Raw genomic sequence first — 17,916 nt, forward strand, 5'->3', positions numbered from 1 at the left:
TGATGAATATTTTATTATGCTGTTCTGCAGGTATGTCCACTAGTCTTTTGGTTAATAAGATGGAGAAAGCGGCGGTGGAAGAAGGATTGAGCGTGAAAATCCAGGCTGTTGCCACTATGGAAGTAAGAAACCATATAAATGAGGTGGATGTTATTCTTTTAGGCCCTCAAGTTCGGTATCAACTTAATGATATAAAGAAAATAGGGGATGAAAAAGGAATACCTGTAGATACGATAAATCCAATGCATTATGGAACATGTAATGGCAAGGAAGTATTGCGTACGGCCCTCCAATTAATTTCAAAATAACATACTATCAAAAGGAGTGGTAAAATGACGAAAACAAAAGAGGATCTTTCAGAATTATCATTTCAATTAATTCTCCATAGCGGGAATGCCCGCAGTTGTGCAATGGAGGCCATCGCCTTGCAAAAACAAGGTAAATCAAGCGATGCCCAGGATAAATTAAAGGAAGCGGAACATGAGTTTGTTGCTGCACATAAAATCCAAACCGCATTGATTCAACAAGAAGTGAATGGTGAGAAATTCGATATTCCAATGCTCTTGATCCATGCTCAAGATCACTTGATGACTTCCATGACAACAAAAGATTTAGCGATAGAAATCGTGGAATTACACAAGAAAACACAAAAGAACTAACAATATTCAGGAGGTTGCTGCGGCAGCCTTTTTCTTATGTTCATAACGTGTGAACTTCAACGAGAAGGCGGAGATATCCTCCTTCATGAACCTAAGTTAAATGAATATGGCAGATAAGGGTCACTCAAGATTAGGATTCTCCGAAAATTTAAATTATACTAGGTTCATGACAGTAGCCATAGATACTGTCACTGATTAACGAAGGGCAGTCATGATAGAAAAACAAACAACTAATTAGCAACAGCAATCATTTTATAAAAGGGGAGAAAAGCATGCAAAGAGTCAATCTAACTGAAGATCTTAGTCTTTCACGCATTGTACACGGTATGTGGAGATTGGCAGATTGGAGATTTTCTGCCGAGGGTATCCTATCTCTTATTGAACACGGAATGGATCGGGGCGTCACTACATATGATCACGCCGATATATATGGAAGCTATACGTGTGAGGAGATTTTTGGGAACGCACTTTCATTAAAGCCTTCATTACGCGATAAAATGGAGATCGTTACGAAATGTGGCATCGTTCTTCAATCAGAAAACCGTCCTTCCCATAAAAGTCACCATTACGATACTAGTAAAACCCATATCATAAAGTCTGTTGAACAATCCCTTATGAATCTTAAAACGGATTATATTGATTTATTACTTATCCATCGTCCGGATCCCCTGATGGACCCGGCGGAAACGGCTGAGGCGTTTAATCAATTAAAGGAATCAGGAAAGGTCCGGAACTTTGGAGTATCGAACTTCAAAAAACCGCAATGGGATATGCTCCAATCATATCTAGACTATCCGCTTGTGACGAATCAGCTGGAGCTTTCGGCATACAATCTTGAAAACTTCGAAGACGGAACCTTGAACTTATGTCAGGAAAAGGGCGTTGCGCCTATGGCATGGTCACCGCTTGCAGGAGGCAGCATCTTTGAGGAATCGAACGAAAAGGCTGTCCGTTTAAGAAAAACGTTAGAAACCGTGAAAGAAGAAATCGGTGCCAATGGAATAGATGAAGTGATGTATGCCTGGCTGTTGAGGCATCCCGCAAAAATCATGCCAATCGTTGGGTCCGGTAAGAAAGAACGGTTGGACAGCGCCATTGATTCACTAAACTTAAGCATGGAAAAAGAGCAATGGTTTAACATTTTAACAAGCTCGATGGGACATGATATTCCGTAATAAACTGTACCGATTAACAATAAACCTTGCCTTCATTAATGGGGACCTCCGTGAAGAGGTCCCCATTCTTAAATTGCAAACAGAGACGAGATGGACTTTCACTTTTCAACCATGATTTTTGGTGAATTTTTTTAGTACTAATAAGATTTTGCCGTATAATAAAAATACTATTTCATTTTCGAGGTGAAACAACATGAAAAGCGGGGTTATAGGCTCAAAGTATTTTTTGGAATCCATATCAATCCACTTTCCCATGTTTCCCAAACCATTCATTTCCGTTCAATATGATATGTGGAAGAAAGCAGTCTAATAATAGAAAATGCGGGAAAACAAACCGATCTATTACTGTTTTCAGGTTCCATACCTTTTTTATGGATATGAAAAGGTTAAAAGGAGCTTAATAGAAACTATTTATGTCCCATCTTCTGGACTTTCAGATAATTCTTGCTCCATACCTTCTATTTGACTTTCACTAACTGTGGTCTTGGTGGAATTATTATAATCGTATTTTGCTTCAAAACTCGTGTGACAGCCGTTTTTCCATTTCTATTGAAGGGCGCGCAGGCATTTTCAATGATGGAACCTCCTGATCATTCAAGCCAGTAGCAATGATAATTACTATAATTTCATCTTTTAAGTTTTCATTAATAACAGAACCGAAAATCATATTTAACTCTGAGTCTGCCTCGGAAGTAACAATATTAGCTGCCTCTTGTACTTCATATAGACTTATATTGGCGCCTGTGAGTTTCATTAGCACACCTTGGGCTCCGTCGATGGAAGTGTTAAGTAACGGACTGGAAATGGCTTTCTTTGCAGCTTCCGCAGCGCGATGTTTACCTGTTGCTCTGCCAATGCCTATTATGGCAGACCCTTTATTGGAAATGATTGTTTTCACGTCTGCAAAATCAATGTTGATTAAACCTGGTACAGCAATTAAATCCGATATACCTTGGATACTTTGACGAATAACATTATCCGCTTCAAGAAATGCTTCAAGCATTGGTGTATTTTTATGTAAAATCTCCAATAAGCGATCGTTTGGAATGACAATTAATGTGTCCACTGCTTTCTTCATTAAGGAGATCCCTCCTGCTGCTTGTGTTGCACGCTTATTGCCCTCAAACGCAAACGGAAGTGTTACAACGCCAATGGTTAGTATGTCAAGCTCACGGGCAATTTGAGCAATGACAGGGGCAGCACCCGTTCCTATACCGCCGCCCATTCCGGCTGTAATGAGTACCATGTCTGTACCTTTTAATGCTTCTTGGATCTGCTCTTTGCTTTCTTTAACTGCTTGTTTACCTACCTCTGGATTTGCCCCTGATCCTAAACCTTTTGTCAATGTTGCACCGATTTGTATCTTGATCTCTGCTTTTGATAAATTAAGAGCTTGTGCATCTGTATTAACAGCTATAAATTCTACACCTTTAACTCCATGTTCGATCATACGGTTAACGGCGTTATTTCCTCCGCCGCCAATACCAATTACTTTAATGTTGACTGATGAGTTTACACTTGTAACAAACTCCATTTATAGGACCTCCTAGTCATTGAAATTACCTTATTTCAAATTATTCAAATAAATAGCGGAAACAACACTCATTCTTTTATTAGAAATGTTTTGTCTTTCTTATATTTAGATTTAGTTAAAGAAAAAGGCATTGTCGTTAGCAGTCCCGTAAAGGAGACTTCTACCGACAATGCCTTTCATTGAACCCTTCCATTCTTTGCTAAAGGTGGGTGGGTTCGATATCCTAAAAAGGTAATCTTTGTTTTAATTCTAAGGTAATTCCACTTTTAAATCAATATATACACATTATTATAAACAAATACGTATTCATGAAGATGGCGACGACCATCTCATTAGAAATTATTTACAGTGTGTAACCCAATAATGTTAAAGATAATGATATCTTTAGGAGTTTTAAAAGGTGAAACTAACTGAGTTAAATTACCGTGCTGTATGCCTTTAATTCATGAACTAGTAAAAAAGATAAGCAAAGATGCACCACTACATCTCATCTTTATTTTGTATATTTCCTACCGTCTGCACTCTACACATATAGTATGTGGGAACATAGTTTACACCTGAAATAATTTCAATGTTGTGAAAATTTAGGGGTGAAATGATTCTGATTGTTATTTTGAATAAACTAAAACAGACAGGAAAATATTTATCCTGTCTGTTTTTTGCCTCTTAAATAACTACGGTGAAGCGTACCATAAGTAATATAATGAGGCTTTTACGCATATAAAGAAAAAACACTATGTTCTCTTAATAGTCCATACAGCAAATCCTGCCTCCGCTTGTGCTTTTATTGTGAGATTTAAGAAAAATGATAGATAGAAGGTGACGAATATGGAAGCGATCGTCCTAGCTGCTGGATATTCCAGCCGAGCGAATGCATTTAAGATGACTTTGCCGATGGGGCAAATGAGCGTGTTGGAGCAAACGATCTCTAAATTTGAAGGAATATGCAGCAGGGTCATCGTCGTAGCTGGATTTCAAGCGGAAATCATCCGAGAGGAAATTGCCAAAATCATCAGTGAAAATGCCTATTCATTTCAGATCAAGTTTGTTTATAATGAAAACTTTGACCAGGGAATGTTTCTTTCCATTCAAAAGGGCTGTAACGAAGTGAATGCCCCAACCTTCTTTTTAACACCCGGCGATTGTCCGCTTGTAAAAAAAGAGACTGTTCAGCTACTAGCAAAACACAAAGGAAACGTGGTTATTCCCAGCTTTGACTATAAAGGCGGGCATCCCATTAAATTATCGAGCGAAGTGAAACAGAAAATTCTCGAAACCAATCCAGAAAGTAATTTGCGTGTGGTCCTGGACGGTTACGAAAAGCAATACATGAATGTAGATGATGCGGGAGTATTAATGGATGTTGATACACCGGAAGATTACCAAAAAGCCATTGATTATGATAATGCTTTAAATTTCTCGAAGTAAAAATAAAAATAAAAACCACGAAAATCTTGAATAGAAATGAATCATAAAAGATCATGCTCATTGATAAAATCATTGGAAGAGGTTTCTATTCAGAATATGTCCCATTAAAAAATGAGTCGAAGGGTGTTGTTGCAATGAATCTCAAAGACATAAGCACCTCAGTGCCCAAAAAGGACCATAAAGGTAAAGTATCGGGCCAGTTGCCCTATATTAGTGACGTAAAAGTGGAAAATATGGTTTATGGTGTTTTGTATCGATCGCCAATTGCTTATGGAAAAATCATATCCATTCAATTACCTAATCTTCCGGAAGGGTATGAAGCTGTTGGAGCAGAGCATATCCCCGGACCGAATTATGTCAAAATTATCAAAGAAGATCAGCCCATTTTTGCCAATGAGTGGGTCAATTATATTGGTGAGCCAATTCTCATGCTCACGGGCAAAGACCTGGATATCCTGTACAGTTTGTTAAATGAAGTGAAGGTTGAATTTGAAGAACATCAGGCTATCTATACATTGGACGAAGCGATCAAGCAAAAATCAGTATCCTTAGTTTTGGCAAGCTATGAATTTGGGGAAAGCTTAGAAAACATTTCAGCTATCGAGCAGGGAGCCCATCAAATCATCGAAGAAGAATATGATACGGGTTATCAGGAGCATGTCTATCTTGAGCCGCAAGGAATGCTCGCCGTTTATAAGGATGATGAAATTGTCGTCCAGGGATCGATGCAATGTCTTTATTATATAAAAAATGCATTGCTAAGCGCATTAGCCTGTGGTGACGATGAAGTCAGGGTTGTTCAAAGTCCTACCGGCGGAGGTTTTGGCGGAAAAGAAGATTATCCTTCTATGATGGCTTGTCACGTAGCCGTTGCCGCAAGAGCGGTAAAAAAATCGGTAATGCTCGTGTTCGACCGTTCTGAGGATATGCTGGTAACGACGAAAAGGCATCCGGCCAAACTCAAATATCGGACAGCCCTTGATAAGGAAGGAAATATTTTAAGCATGTGTGTTGACCTCTTTCTCGATGGAGGGGCAAATGTTGGATTGAGCTCTGTCGTGCTGCAGCGAGCATTATTAAACAGTGCTGGTGTTTATAAAATTCCGCATTTTCATGCAAAAGGCTATGTCTTAAAAACCAATACCGTTCCGAACGGCGCCTTCAGAGGATTTGGTGCTCCTCAAAGCTTTGCCGGAATCGAAAGTCATATTGGACATCTTAGTAAACTGGCAAAAATCGATCCGCTTGATTATAAACGAAAATACCTCGTCAAACAAGGAGATCCCACCATCACCAAAGGTAAATTCCGCGACCCGATATTAGTGGAAGATATGATTGAGGACGTACTCACCGTGTCAGAATACAATAAGAAAAAAGAAGACTTTCAGCGCTTAAATCAACAAAATCAGCGCTATAAAAAAGGGATAGGAACTTCGCTGTTCCTCCACGGCTGTGGATTTACTGGCAGTGGTGAAAGAGATCATATTAAAGCAAAGGTGAAACTGGTTAAATCAAAGGACGACCAGGTATCACTAAAAATCTCAAACTCTGATATGGGACAAGGTATTTTGACGACGTTGTGTAAAATTGTCGCCAAAGAACTTAACCTCCCGTTCGAAGATATTTTGTACCCTTATCCCGACACAAAAGAGGTTCCCGACTCGGGTCCGACCGTAGCTTCCAGGACGACGATGATTGTCGGAAAATTGCTTGAACGGGCCGCACAAAAACTTAAGGATCAGTGGCAAACAGGGGTGGAACAGGAAGTGGTTGAGCACTATGTTCACCGTGAAATGATTCCTTGGGATGAGAAAACCTTCACTGGAGATGCGTACCCGGCTTATTCATGGGGCGTTAATATCGTTGAAGTAGAAGTTGATACGTTAACAGGTAATTTAAAGTTAGAAAAAGTATACGGCAATTATGAAGTTGGGAAGGTCATCGATGAACGGATTATGAAAGGCCAAATTGACGGTGGTTTGGCTCAAGGGCTAGCATACGGTTATCTGGAAAAGATGACGTCAAAACAAGGTAGAATCCAACAAAAAAGCATATCGGATTATGGACCGCCGACTTCCTTGGATATTGTTTCAATTGAAAGCAAGGTCTTTGATAACCCCTATGCTGATGGTCCATACGGGGCGAAGGGCGCAGGTGAATTGACTTTAATCGGAGGCGCTCCAGCAGTCCAAGCTGCGATTGAGGATGCCCTGCACACTTCTTTTCAGCAAATTCCGATTACACCGGAAGTCATTATTGAAAGTCTTTGGATGAGAGAAGGTGAAGAGGGTTGATTACATTCACACTAAATGGAAGAACGGTAGAAACTGACGCCCCTGCTACAGCAAGATTACTAGATTTATTAAGAGATGAGTTTGAGTTAATCGGAACAAAGGAAGGCTGTGGTGAAGGGGAGTGCGGAGCCTGCAGTGTTTTTGTGAATAACCTCCTGCAAAACAGCTGCCTTATTCCAATTGGCTCGATTGCTGGTGCCGATATTCAAACGATCGAAGGCATCATTGAAACGGAACAATTTAAAATTTTAGATGAAAGCTATTCCATAGCCGGGGGAGTGCAATGCGGCTATTGCATACCGGGAATGATTATGGCAAGTGCAGCTTTGTTATCTGAAAATCCTCATCCTTCAGAGGCTGAAATTCGTGAGGGCATCTCCGGAAATCTGTGCCGCTGTACGGGCTACAATATGATTGTTGATGCGATTAACCTAGCAGCTAAAAAAGGTGATGGCTTATGATAGAGAAAATAACAGCGTATCGTTTCGACCGATTAGACGAAACTTTGAGCCAATTGAATAGAGAAGATTGTGCAATCATAGCCGGAGGCACCGATGTTATGGTCCTTCACAAAAGTAGAAGGGGAGTACCTCCAAAAATCCCTAAACCGATTGTTTTCATTAATCATCTTTCCGAATTAAAGCAGGTGTATCAACATCACAAGGATCTCCACATCGGGGCCTGCTGTACTTATAGTGAATTACTTGAAAATCCGTTGATTCCTTTTGCTTTAAAGAATGCAATTAAAACAATTGCTGCCCCGGCAATTAGAAACCGGGGAACCTTAGGCGGTAATATTTGCAACGCCTCTCCAGCCGGTGACATGCTTCCTTTATTATATGTATACAATGCAAAGCTTCTGTTGCGCTCCGTAAATGGTGATCGCATGGTCGCGATTAGCGATTTCATTCAAGGTCCACGACAGGTTCAACGCTTTCACAATGAAATGGTAACGGAGATTATTCTGCCGTTTGTATTAGGAGATTCACATGTCGTTTTCGAGAAAGTCGGCAACCGCAACGCAGATGCCATTGCCAAAGTATCGTTTGCGGGTTTCGTCCGGATAAGCAAAGATCGAATCGATGACATTCGATTTGCCTTCGGGGCGGTCGGACCTACGATGGTTCGTTCCATTGATATTGAGAGGAAGCTGGTTGGAAAAACGATACCATTAGCCGATGCAGACATCGCTGAAATTGTGGCAGCCTTCGATAAGATCATTAGACCAATCGACGATCAACGCTCCACTGCGGCATACAGAAAAACCGTCGCGTTACATCTTTTACGTTATTTTCTTAGCATGAAGCAATATCAACCGAATTAATGTTTAAAGATAGGGGGAGCTTTTCATGCAGCTGATGGAAAAAGTGGCCATGCTGACGCGTCAAAACGAAACCTTTGCTTTAGCCATGATTATTGAATCAAAGGGCTCGACTCCCAGGCATGTTGGAAAAATGATTGTCTACCGGGATGGTACTATTGAAGGGACTGTCGGAGGGGGCTTGGCTGAACACTATGTGATCGAAGATAGTGTAAAGGCTATCCAAAATGGACAATCGAAAATCGTTGAATATAAATTGAATAAACATGCAAAAGACGGAATTCAGATGAATTGTGGCGGCACGTTACGGGTCTTTATTGAAGTCTATATAAGCAGGCCTGAGCTCATTCTGGCTGGGGCCGGTCATTTAGGCCATGCGTTGGCAAAGCTTGCTGATTTCCTTGAATATCCTTATTGCATTGTCGATGATCGCGTTGGTTATTGTACAAAGGAACGCTTTCCGAATGCGGCAAACCTTTTTGTGAACGAGGATATTGGAAAGGCTTTGCTCGCAGCCAACCTAAATGAAAAATCATATGTGGTAATTGTTACAAAAGATTGTGATGATATTGTATTAAAAACGGCACTGCAATTTCCGATTGCATATGTTGGGATGGTAGCCAGTAAACGCAAGGTCATAAGCATATTTGAAAAGTTAAAAAGCGAAGGGGTCACGCAAGAACAGTTGGAGCAGGTCCATTCTCCAATCGGATTGGAAATTGACTCGGAAACATCAGAAGAAATTGCCATCAGTATTATCGGTCAAATCATCAAATTAAGCAAGGAAAAAAAGCCTGTAAAAGTGAAACAATTAAATAGATAAGTAGAAAGGTCAGATAAAGCAAAAATCAAAATGTCTAATGGACAATGGGGTCAGTCCCCACTGTGTTAAAGTATTAACTCAGTGGGACTGACCCTTTTTCTTTGATAAAAGCTAGAAGCAGGCCCTTGCTCTTCAGAGTGGGCCTTTTGTCGTTTTGATTCATTCATTAATATGGTAGAAATATTTTACTTTATATGCTACTACTATCATACTATACACAAAGGAAAACTCCTGGAGGGATTTTGTATGGGGATATTAGATGGACTTATGGGAAACGGGTTCTGGTGCAAAGATTACATCCATTGGAAAGAGGTTTATAGATTCCTATAGAATCAGCTATTATGCAGCCATTCCTAATAGTGATGAATGAACTTCACTTGATTTTGGACAGACTTGTTCTGTAAAGTAAGCTGTCCTTTTTTCATGATTGTATCGTGCATAATATAGTTTTAAATGATAGCTGATAGGCAGTGCAAGTATCCAAAAGCAAATTTAACCTGAAGAAAAGAAGTGAATGAAATGGTTGAGCCTTTAAAGGATTTATATAATGAAATGTTCATTCGTGAATTCGGTGAAAAAGTAAAGGGTGTCCATCCGTCCTTCTCTACAGAATCGTTTATAGGGGAAGTAATTGATGAGCATTGGGACGAGAGGAAGTTAAAAGAACGAATAAGGCACATTTCCATTACTCTTGGAAAGTATCTTCCAAGTGATTATCAAGAGGCTTTGGATATTTTGTATCGGCTTGATAAGGATTGTGAGGGTTTTAGATATTTATTTTTCCCTGATTTTGTAGAGGTACATGGATTGAATAAGAAAGATTGGCCGTTATCGCTAGATGCGTTGGAGCGTTTTACAGCAAGGTCATCCTCCGAGTTTGCCATCCGTGCTTTTATCTTGCTTGATCCCATTTTAATGATCGAGAAGATGAAGGGATGGACCAATCATGATGATGAGCATGTCCGCAGGCTGGCTAGTGAGGGATGCAGGCCCAGGTTACCTTGGGGCCAATCTTTACCGATGTTCAAATCCGATCCGGCACCCGTCTTGGAATTACTTGAGAACCTGAAAAACGATCCGTCCCTATATGTTCGCAAAAGTGTGGCCAATAACTTGAATGATATTGCCAAAGATCATCCGAAAACCGTAATAGAAACAGCCAAGCGCTGGTATGAAAGCGGAGAACCCAACACGATTTGGATTATTCGACGGGGATGCAGGACCTTAGTTCGTCAAGCAGATCCAGAAGTCCTTTCTTTATTTGGATACACGGATATATTGAATAATCCGAATATCATTACAAACGCATTTATTAGAAATGAACCAGACTCGATTTTTATTGGGGAAACGAGTGAACTTCATTTCGGTTTTCAAGTTCAAGGAAAGAACACTGTGAAACTTCGCATCGAGTATGCCATCGAATTTGTGAAAGCAAATCAGAAAACTTCCCGTAAAATTTTCCTATTGGCAGATAGGGATTTCTCAGATGGTGAAGAAGTTGAAAGAGTGAGGATTCACAATTGGAAAGACCTGACGACACGTCGACATTACATGGGGATCCATCGAATATCACTCCTTGTGAACGGTGTGGAAGTTGCTGAAACGCAAGTCAAACTAAATGATGGATGATAAAGGTTATTGAAAAGCGGGGGAGAACTTAATTAACAGGAATACAGCAATTAAGGTTGACAAAAACGAGGAGTCTGTGCGTTCCTCGTTTATTATTTCATGGTAGTGAAACATTGAAAAATTATGCTTTATCCACATTAAAAAGCAATCAAATCCAAAAGGTTGGATAGCTCCGATTGCTGCGCAAATTATTAATTAACAATGCCAGTAAAACGATTATCACGGCACCAGTTAAAACAGGAGTAAATAAATAACTCCAGCCATACTGGCCAAGCATGATTACAAGCGGGTCTGCTCCAGCTGGCGGGTGCGTCGTTTTTGTCAGCATCATCACCGCAATTGCTAATCCGACAGCCAAGCCGATTGCCCAAGGTTCATCGCCAAAAAAATGATAGGAAGCTAAACCTACGAATGTTGAAATAAAATGACCGCCTATAATATTCCGCGGTTGTGATAATGGTGCATTCCACAGACCGAACGCCAGCACACAGCTGGCACCAAATGGAGCCATTAACCACACTGCTGATGTTATTTTTGTTAAAAGAATTAAGGCGAATATAGTTAAAAATCCCCCAATCAATCCCGTTATTGCGTCCTTTACATTTATTTGTAAAGGGCTTCTTCCTTTTCCCTTCATCTTCGATAAATAATGAATATGAAATAAGCGTTTTTCATTATGCCTCGCTGCTGAAATACGGTCCAAAGTGAACCCTCCTTTTTTATATAATTAGACTTTACATGAAATAAACTAACCCGTCAAAATAATTTTTAGTGGTTAGTTTAAAAATCCAAAAATAGAAAAAAAAGCCAACTCAGTGTGTTGACAAGAGGAGGTTCAGAATAGTTTCAACCCGAATCATTTTACTGTTTTATGAAATCCTAAATGGATGTGAAGAAATTAACTGGAATCGTTTTATAATGAATAAACTGCAGGCAACAAGCTTACTTCAAAATTTGTTTACATTCTGACAAACTTAATAAGGTGTGTATCTTCATTCATCATCAGATTTCCGGTGTTGAAATCTGGCTACCTTTTTCCTATTCCCGCATATTTTCATTGAACACCATTTGCGTCTTCCGCTTTCATCGATAAATAACAGGACGCAATCATCATTCGAGCATCGCTTTAATGATGACAGCTTATTTTTTTCAATTAAAGTTAATGAGTCGAAGGCAATATAAGCTTGCAGGATATCTTCCGCTTCTCCAACAGGTATGGGAACCAGTTTTTGATCACTTAATTTATATGTGAAAGGCGTTTTTTCGATTTTTTTTTCCAAATAGGCGATAAACCCATCAGGAATGGAATTCCCATCTGCTATTAATTCAAATTGTTTTCTTAAAATAGTACGCATTTCTAGAATGCTTGCAAATACTCGTTGAATTCTCTCTTTAATTATTGGGGATAACTGATTATCCAAATATGAGTTATTCCCTTTTATTACAGTAAGCCAGTCCAGTATATCCCGTTCTGATAGTAATAAGTCTTGCCGTTGGCCACGACTGACCAGTTCCGTATTCACTAAATCCAGAGAAAGATTCCCTGATATAAGTGGAAATTTATTAGTTTCAGACATAAGTTCATCTCCCATTTCCCTGCTAAATTCTAACCATTAAAATATAAATTGAGAGGTTATATCTTCATTATACATTATTTCTGAATTTTTCAGCTACTCGTCTAAAATCACGGGATAATATGAATGCTATCAAAATCCAAATGTGCAAGAACAGAATCGTAAATGAAAGTCCATGATAATCAATTCTTTTAAAGTGGGGGAAAAAGTTCTTGACATATCCTGTACGTACAGGATAATATGAAAGCGTATACAGAACCTATACGTACAGGTTATAAAAACAACTATATTTTGCTTTCTAGGGAAAGGAAGTAGTGAAATGGGTAAATACACAGAACCAGCAACGGATTTGCTCCAACATGTCGGAGGGAAAGAAAATATTGCGACGGTTACGCATTGTGCAACAAGAATGCGTTTTGCGTTGAAAGATCCCGCCAAGGCGGATGTAACGAATATCGAATCGATTAAGCTTGTGAAAGGAACTTTTACACAAGCTGGCCAGTTTCAGGTCATAATCGGGAACGAAGTATCATCGTTTTATAATGAATTCGTTTCCATAGCTGGACTTCAGGAAGCGTCAAAAGAAGATGTGAAAAATGCAGCAAAACAGAATATGAGCTGGCTGCAGCGTATGATTGCACATCTTGCGGATATTTTCACCCCGCTGATTCCTGCCATAGTCGTTGGCGGACTCATTCTTGGATTCCGCAATATCATCGGGGATATTAAAATGTTCGATGACAGTACAAAGACCCTTGTGGATATTTCACAATTTTGGGCAGGGGTGCACGCCTTCCTTTGGCTGATAGGTGAAGCTATTTTTCATTTTCTTCCTGTTGGGATCACATGGTCGATTTCGAAGAAAATGGGCACGACTCAGATTCTCGGCATCGTCCTTGGTTTGACCCTTGTTTCCCCACAGCTTCTTAATGCATATGCAGTGGCAAACACAAAGGCAAGTGACATACCTTTTTGGGATTTCGGCTTTGCCCAAGTCGATATGATCGGCTACCAGGCTCAAGTCATCCCAGCGATACTTGCAGGGTTCGTCTTGGCGTATTTAGAACGGTTCTTGAGAGATAAAGTGCACAATTCCATTTCCATGATCGTCGTTCCATTTTTCGCTTTACTTCCAACTGTAATCATTGCCCATACCATTCTGGGGCCAATAGGCTGGAAAATCGGTTCAGTAATTTCTACGGTTGTATATTCCGGATTGACTTCATCAGTTGGCTGGCTATTTGCTGCCGTTTTCGGCTTTGCCTATGCACCGCTTGTCATCACAGGCCTGCATCACATGACAAACGCAATCGATCTTCAGCTTATGAGTGAACTTGGCGGTACGAACCTATGGCCAATGATCGCGTTATCCAATATTGCACAAGGTACGGCAGTGCTAGCAATGATTTACATCAACAGAAAAGACCAGGAGGAAAGACAGGTTTCCATCCCCGCCACGATTTCATGTTATCTCGGTGTAACCGAGCCAGCCATGTTCGGCATTAACTTGAAATACGGCTTTCCGTTCTTAGCCGGTATGATCGGTTCACTTTTCGCAGGCATCGTTTCAGTCGGATCTGGAGTAATGGCAAATTCCATCGGTGTTGGAGGGATTCCAGGTATCCTATCCATCCAGCCGCAGCATATGGGAATGTTTGCACTTGCGATGCTGGTCGCATTCGTTGTGCCATTCATTTTGACTATAGCATTCTCCAAACGTCCTAATATGAACTTGAAAACTAGAACGAAAACAACGAAATTAAATGCTTAATAACACGGAGGGAGAAGCATTCTCCCTCTTTTTTACGATACTTACGAAAGATACATCGGGGATCGAAGAGGAGGAATCACAATGAAGGATTTTAAAAAAAGTACCATCTATCAAATTTATCCGAAATCATTTAAGGATTCGAACGGTGACGGCATCGGGGACATAAATGGTGTTATTGAAAAACTTGATTATCTGAATAAACTGGGAGTGGATTATATTTGGCTCACCCCTTTTTATCGTTCACCGCAAAATGATAATGGATATGATGTAGCCGATTATACATCCATTGATCCTGTTTTCGGGACGATGGATGATTTCGAAAGATTGGTGAAAGAGGCGAATTCGCGGGATATCCAAATCATGTTGGATATGGTATTCAACCATACATCAACAGAGCATGAATGGTTCCAAAAAGCATTGGCTGGAGATAAAGAATATAAGGACTATTATATTTTCAAGAAATCGAAAGATGGAGAGCCCCCTACGAATTGGATTTCGAAATTCGGGGGTCCTGCATGGGAATATGTAGCGGAACATGATGAATACTACCTCCATTTGTTCGATCGAACACAAGCTGACCTTAATTGGGAAAATCCCAGAGTGAGGCAGGAAATCTTCAATGTAGTAAACTTCTGGCTGGATAAAGGTGTCAAAGGATTCCGTTTGGATGTCATCAATCTTATTTCGAAACCTGACATCTATGAAAATGACAAAGATGGAGATGGACGATGCTTTTATACAGACGGTCCCAAGATTCATCAATTCCTAAAAGAAATGAATGAAGAAACTTTCGGGAAGGATGAAGAGGTGCTGACAGTAGGGGAAATGTCATCGACGACCATTGACCATTGCATCAAATATTCATCTCCAGTTGAAAAGGAGCTGTCCATGGTATTCAGTTTCCATCATCTAAAGGTGGATTATAAGAACGCGGAAAAGTGGTCACTTGCAGATTTTGACTTCAGGCAGTTAAAGGAAATCTTAAGCAGCTGGCAATATGGGATGCAAGAAGGAAATGGGTGGAATGCCCTGTTCTGGTGCAACCATGACCAGCCGAGGATTGTATCCAGGTTCGGGAATGATCAAGAGTATCATATCGAATCTGCCAAGATGCTGGCAACAGCCATTCATATGCTTAGGGGAACCCCTTATATTTATCAAGGGGAGGAAATAGGGATGACCAACCCGAAGTTCAATGATATTGGACAATACCGGGATGTGGAATCGATTAATTATTATAATATTTTAAAAGAGGCAGGCAAGGATGAAAAGGAAATAATTGAAATCCTTCAAGCTAAATCCCGTGATAACTCGCGAACTCCCATGCAATGGGAAAAAACGGAGCATGCAGGCTTTACAAAAGGGACTCCATGGATTGCAGTGCCTGATCATGCTAAAAACATCAACGCTGAACACGCACTGATGGATCAGGATTCCATTTTTCATCATTACCAAAAACTTATATTCTTACGCAAGAAACATGATATCATTGCATATGGGGACTATCAGGAAATTCTTGGCGACCATGACGCTTTGTTCGCTTATATACGTAGTTATGAAAACGAGAAACTTTTGGTCATCAATAACTTTTATGCAAAAGAAGCGTCCTTCGAAATACCAAATGATATTGACCTATCCGGGTACAACTCAGAGCTCCTGCTCTCAAACTATATCGATTCGAAAGAACTTGCAGGTGATTTTATCCTCCGTCCCTATGAATCGGTTGTCTATTTGTTGAAAAAGGACGAGTAGCAGACTAAGAAAAATATATTGTGGTGATGAAATGAACAGCAAATATCTATCGCTATATGGTGATATCGTTTCAAAAATTGAAGAGGGAACCTTTCCGATAAATTCAAAGCTTCCTTCCGAAAGCAGCTTCATGGAAGAGTATGACATATCCAGGGATACTGTGAGAAAGTCCCTCCAGTTGCTTGAACAAAATGGATATATCCATAAAATCAAAGGCAAGGGTTCATTTGTCTTGGATTTCAGCAAATTTAATTTTCCTGTAGCAGGGTTGATTTCCTATAAAGAAATGGTGGAAAAGTTGAATTTGCATTCCAAAACGATCATTCATAAGTTGGAGCTTGAGACCCCCGACTCAAATATGGCCAAGCTTCTAGACTTAACTGATGATGGTAAAGTATGGAAGGTTTTCCGGATTCGGCAAATCAATGGGAAGAAAATCATCCTGGACAAAGACTATTTCAAAAGTGAGTTCGTAAGCAACCTGTCAAAGGAAATTTGTGAGGATTCGATTTATGGATATATCGAAAAGGAACTCGGGCTCCAGATTGGTTTTTCAAATAAGGAAATTACCGTGGAGCCATGCAGTGAAGAAGATAAACAATTATTGGACATTGAAGACTTCGATATGGTGGCAGTTGTGAAAAGTACGGTCCATTTAATCGATGGAAGCTTGTTTCAGTATAGCGAATCCAGGCATAGACCCGATAAATTCAAATTCACGGACTTTGCACGGAGAACTTGGTGAAGTCTACTGATATTTTTGAATGAGCGGGGAGAGGAGGAGGGTCAAACTTAGTTTGATTCTCCTTCCGCTTGTTTGGAGGTATGGGAAGCATTTAGTAAAACCACTCCGCCAATTATCAATACTAAGCCGCCTAATGTAGTGATACTAAATGGCTCATTCCATAAAAGCACGCCTATCAATGCCGTTAAAGCTGTGCCTATTCCTGACCAAATGGCGTAAGCTAAGCTTAACGGAATTGTTTTAAGACATACAGATAAACTATAGAATGCTATACCAAATCCTATCATAACCCCAAATGTAGCGGATAAATGAGTGAAGCCTTCAGACAGCTTAAGCATGGTCGTACCAAATACTTCGCTTATGATTGAAATTCCTAAAGCTATGTATCCTTTCATATTGTTACCTCCGATTACTAAATTGTTAAGAAGTGCCTTCACTAGAGAGTTTCAATACAACCACTCCGCCAATGATCAGGACTAAACCTAAAAATTTTTTCAGGTTTAAGCTTTCTTTATAAACGATAACTCCCACTAAAGCAGTTAAAGCTGTGCCTATTCCCGACCAAATGGCATAAGCCGTTCCAAGCGGGATGGTTATTAGAGATAACGATAGACAATAAAAAGCCAAACCCATCCCAATAACCACACCAATGGAAGGGAATAACCTTTTAAACCCGTTTGATACTTTTAACATCGAACTGCCAAACACTTCACTTAGGATGGCAATTGCCAAAAATGCATAAGGATTCAAGATGAACTCCTCCTATAAATTGATTACTATTTTTCTATCTCTTCCCCCAAGAATCTTAACATCTAAAGGACTCATATTAAACCCATACCACCTATATTCAGCTACATATTTTCTGTCATGGAAAAAAATTCACAGTTACGCTCAATATTAGACTGAAAGTGATAAAATAAGCCGCTTCCTCCGACCGAAATCCTAGATAATAGTAAGTTAAGGATATCTTCTAATTCATCGGAATTAGGGAAAATAGAAGAAACGCAAAGCATCAAGTCAATCAGAGGTGAGGCGGGGTTAAGTGTATCACTGGATGTAAGTTTTTTATTGCATGCCTTAAAAGCGATAAAAGAAAACGGGGTAAAGCTAAGTTTTGGCGGTCCAATGAGACCTGTCTTAATCGAGCCAAGCGATAATTCCTCCTATCGTCATCTTATATCACCAGTGAGAACATACTGAGGAACAAAGCC

General features: G+C 40.0%; 18 protein-coding genes and 1 pseudogene. 13 read left to right on the forward strand and 6 right to left on the reverse strand.

The features are described from left to right. The first annotated feature begins 2 nt into the window (after positions 1-2). From AC0VX1_RS09885 to AC0VX1_RS09895, 3 genes are all read left to right on the forward strand, one after another. On the forward strand, positions 3-308 hold the full coding sequence (locus AC0VX1_RS09885) for a PTS sugar transporter subunit IIB (protein WP_048685915.1): 306 nt from the start codon (positions 3-5) through the stop codon (positions 306-308). A 24-nt stretch (positions 309-332) separates the two neighbouring features. Beyond that, positions 333-659 (forward strand): PTS sugar transporter subunit IIA, encoded by a 327-nt coding sequence (locus AC0VX1_RS09890; RefSeq protein WP_063576673.1) that lies wholly within the window; start codon positions 333-335, stop codon positions 657-659. Positions 660-931: 272 nt separating this feature from the next. Beyond that, positions 932-1,834, forward strand: a complete 903-nt coding sequence (locus tag AC0VX1_RS09895) for an aldo/keto reductase (RefSeq protein ID WP_475471000.1) — start codon at positions 932-934, stop codon at positions 1,832-1,834. A 514-nt stretch (positions 1,835-2,348) separates the two neighbouring features. Here the strand turns inward: AC0VX1_RS09895 and ftsZ are convergent. After that, positions 2,349-3,368, reverse strand: coding sequence for a cell division protein FtsZ (gene ftsZ, locus AC0VX1_RS09900; protein WP_475471002.1), 1,020 nt, complete (start codon positions 3,366-3,368; stop codon positions 2,349-2,351). An 828-nt stretch (positions 3,369-4,196) separates the two neighbouring features. Between ftsZ and AC0VX1_RS09905 the strand changes: the two genes are divergently transcribed. From AC0VX1_RS09905 to AC0VX1_RS09925, 5 genes are all read left to right on the forward strand, one after another. Beyond that, positions 4,197-4,796 carry a nucleotidyltransferase family protein gene (locus AC0VX1_RS09905; RefSeq protein WP_413022788.1) on the forward strand — a complete coding sequence of 200 codons (600 nt, stop codon included), beginning with the start codon at positions 4,197-4,199 and terminating at the stop codon, positions 4,794-4,796. A gap of 134 nt (positions 4,797-4,930) precedes the next feature. Next, complete coding sequence (locus AC0VX1_RS09910) at positions 4,931-7,090, forward strand: xanthine dehydrogenase family protein molybdopterin-binding subunit (protein WP_413022789.1); 2,160 nt, start codon at positions 4,931-4,933, stop codon at positions 7,088-7,090. After that, positions 7,087-7,551: a (2Fe-2S)-binding protein gene (locus AC0VX1_RS09915; protein ID WP_063576666.1), complete on the forward strand. Its 465-nt coding sequence runs from the start codon at positions 7,087-7,089 to the stop codon at positions 7,549-7,551. The genes AC0VX1_RS09910 and AC0VX1_RS09915 overlap by 4 nt, the downstream gene beginning before the upstream one ends. Continuing rightward, positions 7,548-8,414 (forward strand): FAD binding domain-containing protein, encoded by an 867-nt coding sequence (locus tag AC0VX1_RS09920; RefSeq protein WP_413010893.1) that lies wholly within the window; start codon positions 7,548-7,550, stop codon positions 8,412-8,414. Before AC0VX1_RS09915 ends, AC0VX1_RS09920 begins: the two co-directional genes overlap by 4 nt. A gap of 25 nt (positions 8,415-8,439) precedes the next feature. Further along, positions 8,440-9,234, forward strand: a complete 795-nt coding sequence (locus AC0VX1_RS09925) for an XdhC family protein (protein ID WP_475471006.1) — start codon at positions 8,440-8,442, stop codon at positions 9,232-9,234. Positions 9,235-9,573: 339 nt separating this feature from the next. On the opposite strand, the pseudogene AC0VX1_RS09930 reads toward AC0VX1_RS09925, so the two are convergent. Further along, positions 9,574-9,662 (reverse strand): annotated as a pseudogene (locus AC0VX1_RS09930) (IS6 family transposase); the annotation flags it as partial. Between the two features lie 91 nt (positions 9,663-9,753). On the opposite strand from AC0VX1_RS09930, the gene AC0VX1_RS09935 reads away from it, so the two are divergent. Beyond that, complete coding sequence (locus AC0VX1_RS09935) at positions 9,754-10,863, forward strand: DNA alkylation repair protein (protein ID WP_475471008.1); 1,110 nt, start codon at positions 9,754-9,756, stop codon at positions 10,861-10,863. A 148-nt stretch (positions 10,864-11,011) separates the two neighbouring features. Here the strand turns inward: AC0VX1_RS09935 and AC0VX1_RS09940 are convergent, their stop codons facing one another. Then, positions 11,012-11,566, reverse strand: a complete 555-nt coding sequence (locus AC0VX1_RS09940) for an HPP family protein (RefSeq protein ID WP_057276138.1) — start codon at positions 11,564-11,566, stop codon at positions 11,012-11,014. A gap of 289 nt (positions 11,567-11,855) precedes the next feature. Then, positions 11,856-12,440, reverse strand: a complete 585-nt coding sequence (locus AC0VX1_RS09945; protein ID WP_475471010.1) for a CGNR zinc finger domain-containing protein — start codon at positions 12,438-12,440, stop codon at positions 11,856-11,858. A gap of 316 nt (positions 12,441-12,756) precedes the next feature. Between AC0VX1_RS09945 and treP the strand changes: the two genes are divergently transcribed. From treP to treR, 3 genes are all read left to right on the forward strand, one after another. After that, positions 12,757-14,208 carry a PTS system trehalose-specific EIIBC component gene (gene treP / locus AC0VX1_RS09950; protein ID WP_101221630.1) on the forward strand — a complete coding sequence of 484 codons (1,452 nt, stop codon included), beginning with the start codon at positions 12,757-12,759 and terminating at the stop codon, positions 14,206-14,208. An 81-nt stretch (positions 14,209-14,289) separates the two neighbouring features. After that, a complete protein-coding gene (treC, locus tag AC0VX1_RS09955) occupies positions 14,290-15,960 on the forward strand; it encodes an alpha,alpha-phosphotrehalase (RefSeq protein WP_475471012.1) in 1,671 nt (556 codons plus the stop codon). Between the two features lie 31 nt (positions 15,961-15,991). Continuing rightward, positions 15,992-16,705: a trehalose operon repressor gene (gene treR, locus AC0VX1_RS09960; protein ID WP_057276134.1), complete on the forward strand. Its 714-nt coding sequence runs from the start codon at positions 15,992-15,994 to the stop codon at positions 16,703-16,705. Between the two features lie 47 nt (positions 16,706-16,752). Here treR and AC0VX1_RS09965 read toward each other — a convergent pair whose 3' ends face one another. Together AC0VX1_RS09965 and AC0VX1_RS09970 are read right to left on the reverse strand one after the other, a co-directional pair. Then, on the reverse strand, positions 16,753-17,100 hold the full coding sequence (locus AC0VX1_RS09965; protein ID WP_057276133.1) for a DMT family transporter: 348 nt from the start codon (positions 17,098-17,100) through the stop codon (positions 16,753-16,755). Between the two features lie 25 nt (positions 17,101-17,125). After that, complete coding sequence (locus AC0VX1_RS09970; RefSeq protein WP_475471014.1) at positions 17,126-17,455, reverse strand: DMT family transporter; 330 nt, start codon at positions 17,453-17,455, stop codon at positions 17,126-17,128. A 189-nt stretch (positions 17,456-17,644) separates the two neighbouring features. Between AC0VX1_RS09970 and AC0VX1_RS09975 the strand changes: the two genes are divergently transcribed. Beyond that, positions 17,645-17,905, forward strand: a complete 261-nt coding sequence (locus AC0VX1_RS09975; protein WP_475471746.1) for a hypothetical protein — start codon at positions 17,645-17,647, stop codon at positions 17,903-17,905. Positions 17,906-17,916: the final 11 nt, after the last annotated feature.

It is taken from the genome of Peribacillus sp. QJM3NY_7 (assembly GCF_056173225.1).

Bases quoted from the DNA above. Each gene is read 5' to 3' on its own strand.
- ftsZ (WP_475471002.1), bottom strand. From the start codon at position 3,368: ATGGAGTTTGTTACAAGTGTAAACTCATCAGTCAACATTAAAGTAATT.
- AC0VX1_RS09965 (WP_057276133.1), bottom strand. From the start codon at position 17,100: ATGAAAGGATACATAGCTTTAGGAATTTCAATCATAAGCGAAGTATTT.
- treP (WP_101221630.1), top strand. From the start codon at position 12,757: ATGGGTAAATACACAGAACCAGCAACGGATTTGCTCCAACATGTCGGA.
- AC0VX1_RS09895 (WP_475471000.1), top strand. From the start codon at position 932: ATGCAAAGAGTCAATCTAACTGAAGATCTTAGTCTTTCACGCATTGTA.
- AC0VX1_RS09935 (WP_475471008.1), top strand. From the start codon at position 9,754: ATGGTTGAGCCTTTAAAGGATTTATATAATGAAATGTTCATTCGTGAA.
- AC0VX1_RS09890 (WP_063576673.1), top strand. From the start codon at position 333: ATGACGAAAACAAAAGAGGATCTTTCAGAATTATCATTTCAATTAATT.
- AC0VX1_RS09945 (WP_475471010.1), bottom strand. From the start codon at position 12,440: ATGTCTGAAACTAATAAATTTCCACTTATATCAGGGAATCTTTCTCTG.
- AC0VX1_RS09905 (WP_413022788.1), top strand. From the start codon at position 4,197: ATGGAAGCGATCGTCCTAGCTGCTGGATATTCCAGCCGAGCGAATGCA.
- treR (WP_057276134.1), top strand. From the start codon at position 15,992: ATGAACAGCAAATATCTATCGCTATATGGTGATATCGTTTCAAAAATT.
- treC (WP_475471012.1), top strand. From the start codon at position 14,290: ATGAAGGATTTTAAAAAAAGTACCATCTATCAAATTTATCCGAAATCA.
- AC0VX1_RS09910 (WP_413022789.1), top strand. From the start codon at position 4,931: ATGAATCTCAAAGACATAAGCACCTCAGTGCCCAAAAAGGACCATAAA.
- AC0VX1_RS09885 (WP_048685915.1), top strand. From the start codon at position 3: ATGAATATTTTATTATGCTGTTCTGCAGGTATGTCCACTAGTCTTTTG.
- AC0VX1_RS09920 (WP_413010893.1), top strand. From the start codon at position 7,548: ATGATAGAGAAAATAACAGCGTATCGTTTCGACCGATTAGACGAAACT.
- AC0VX1_RS09925 (WP_475471006.1), top strand. From the start codon at position 8,440: ATGCAGCTGATGGAAAAAGTGGCCATGCTGACGCGTCAAAACGAAACC.